Source organism: Ignavibacteriota bacterium (assembly GCA_016218045.1).
Lineage (GTDB): Bacteria > Bacteroidota > Ignavibacteria > SZUA-365 > SZUA-365 > JACRFB01.
The window spans coordinates 1-2,683 of record JACRFB010000027.1 but is presented as its reverse complement, the minus strand read 5'-3'; the positions used below and the strand labels follow the sequence as shown (position 1 = coordinate 2,683).

Sequence of the window (2,683 nt, the reverse complement as noted above, 5' to 3'; positions counted from 1 at the left end):
GGAAATGGAGTACCGAGGTGCCATGAGGACTCCATATACCGAACATGGTTCTCCGAGGAGAACGCCTGGATTTATCAACGGCTCACTGTCAGGCAATCACGCCTCCGAACCCTGTCGTACAGAGGGAACTAAAGAGATACCCCGGCACAATGGCAGTCAAGGTCGGCTTTTGAATCAGGTCAAACACCCTTGTGAATTCGCGAGAGACATTCTGGTAGAAAAACGTCCGAGTTGCTTCGCACGGAGGCGTGTCCGCGGTGGGTTCCAAGAGTTTCTTCGCCGCGACGGCAAAAGTACCCAGTTCTGGAGTCGCGTTTTGCACGCGGAACAGTAGCGCGCTAGTTCCCGCCACGACGAAACAGGCCACAACCGTTGGAAAAAAACGTTTGTTCTGTGTTTTCATAGGTAATAAACGCACATCGGGAAGTCAGCCGTCGTTAGGCACCACTTTTTGATCGCACCTTTGCTCTCCATCGACTTCTCTTGCACATGAAAGTACTCAACCCAGGTTGCGTCCACCTCCAACGTAACCTCGTTAGCATTCACAGCCGTCCCGGTGACTATTTGTGCAACGTGCGCCAGTTCGTGAACAAGGACGTTCGAAGCATCCGTTGAGTACGCCAAGTTGGCGGAAATGTTTTTGAGATTGACTCCTACGACGAGATCGTCGGGACCAACCTCTTTCTGCATGTAAGGCAAGACCCCAATATCGGCACACCATTCGGCCTGGAAGTACACATGACCGGTTGCATATTTGGTGATATCTCTGAAGTACACTCGCCGGTACGTTTCCTTCGCGATCTTGAAATAGGTTCTTGACCAAGTCGTCTCGTAGGAAGCCAGCAGAACCCAGCCACGCATGGTTGGGTCTGATTCCAACAGCATGATCGTCAAACCTAAGGGGTCACGATAAGATATTGGATTTGGCGCGTAGAAAGCTTGGTTTCCAAAAGGGTCATTCGAGATGAAGTAAAAATTGAAGTAGTACCTCGCCCTGTTGTACTGGAGGCCGTCGTGATCCCATTCGCGGCCTGTCCAGCGGTACGGGTTGCGGAGGTCGGGGCCGGTCGTGCCAGCGTCGTCGCCCCATGCGCCGTAGCGGTACGTTTTGATCACTCGGCCACCGGAATCCGTCAGGCCGGTCACGCTGCCGAGAGCATCAGCAAGGTACCAGAACTTTCCTTGGTCGTTAGTCTGCGAAACGATCTCGTCGATTCTGGAGCCGAGGGTGTAAACCGACTTCCTCGCGCCTGCCTCGTACTCGGCGAGGACGCTCACGGTGTCCACGAGGTAGTCGGTGCGGACGCCGCCACTCTCCTTGAAGACACGTATACCGTTCGCGTCATACCCGAAGTTCGTCACGCCGCTCGGGGCAGCGACTTGGCGCAGGCGATTCTCGAAATCCCACGTGTAGTACGTCGTGCCCGACGGTTCGGACTTCCAGAGCATGTTGCCGTTGCCGTCGAAACCGAAGGTCGTCTGCGCACCAGTCGATGAGGTCATGGTCTGGATTTGGTTGGCCGCGTTGTACGAATACGTGGTCAGTGATCCGTTTTCCGTTTGAGTCAGCCGATTCCCCACCGCATCGAAAGACCAAGACACCACCCGCCCGTCAGGATACGTCGTCTGGGTGAGTCTCCCGAGAGGATCGTAAAGGTACGACTCGACGTTGCCCGCATGGTCGGTCTTGCTGGTCCTGTTCCCGCGGAGATCATAGACGTAATGCCAGCCCTGAAGCGTGAGGTTCGTGCGGTCTCGCGTGACCATGTGTGTGAGCTGGGCGGAGGGATCGTACAGGTACTCTGTCCACACGCCGTTCGGGTAGACCACCTTCTTCCGCCGACCCGCAGCGTCGTACTCGAAGCGCGTGATTTGGCTGTCTGCGTCGGTGACTCTCACAGGGCGGTTGTTGCGGTCATATTCCCAGCGCGTCACGCCGCCTTCGGCATCAATCACAGCCGAACGGTTTCCGTTCTCGTCGAACTCGTACTGGATGGACTTGCCGAGAGAGGAGTCCGTCATCGAGCGAAGGCGGTTCAAATCATCGTAGACGAAGGTGCGCGAGGCCGCGGCAAAGTTGACATTGGGATCAAGGTGCCCCTCGAAGGTCTTGTTGCCTCTCTCGTCGAACGTATACTGCGTCTTCTTGCCGTCGGGGTACTCGATCTCCGAGAGACGACGGTTGGTGTCATACCGATAGATCGTCGTGAAGCCGTTCCCGTCCGTGCGGGTTGCGCGGGAGCCGGTCGCGTCATAAGTGAACGTTGTCTCGGTTCCGAGCGGGTTGATTTCCTTCGTGAGCCTGTTGTTCAGGTCATACTCAAAGCGCGTGATGTTCCCCATAGCGTCCCTGACGCTCGTGCGGTTGCCGCGCTCGTCGAAGCCGTACTCGGTGACGCCGCCAAGGGCGTCAACTACCTTCCACAGCCTGCCGAGTTCATCGTAAAGGTAGCGCGTCTCGTTCCCGAGAGCGTCGATGGTCTTGGACTGACGCCCGAGGTTGTCATACTGCGTGGCAGTCACGGAACCAATGGGGGAGATGGTCTCGGTGGCTCGGCCCAGCGCGTCGAAGCGGGTGACGGTCGTGTTGCCGAGGGCGTCAGTGGCGGAGCACACACCACTCCCTCCACCCCCGCCGCAACTCGGGCAGCCCACGTCGGCGCAGTAGCCTTGGCGCACAGTG

Annotated in this window: 2 protein-coding genes; both read right to left on the bottom strand. The window is 57.3% G+C overall.

Features of this window, described 5'->3' with window-relative positions:
• Positions 1-88: 88 nt before the first annotated feature.
• On the bottom strand, positions 89-403 hold the full coding sequence (locus tag HY962_08010) for a hypothetical protein (GenBank protein ID MBI5646863.1): 315 nt from the start codon (positions 401-403) through the stop codon (positions 89-91).
• Entirely contained in the window at positions 400-2,616 is a 2,217-nt protein-coding gene (locus HY962_08005) for an RHS repeat protein (GenBank protein ID MBI5646862.1), read from the bottom strand. Before HY962_08005 ends, HY962_08010 begins: the two co-directional genes overlap by 4 nt.
• Positions 2,617-2,683 lie beyond the last annotated feature (67 nt).

Excerpts from the sequence above, each read along its gene's own strand:
- HY962_08010 (MBI5646863.1), bottom strand. The coding sequence starts at position 403 with ATGAAAACACAGAACAAACGTTTTTTTCCAACGGTTGTGGCCTGTTTC.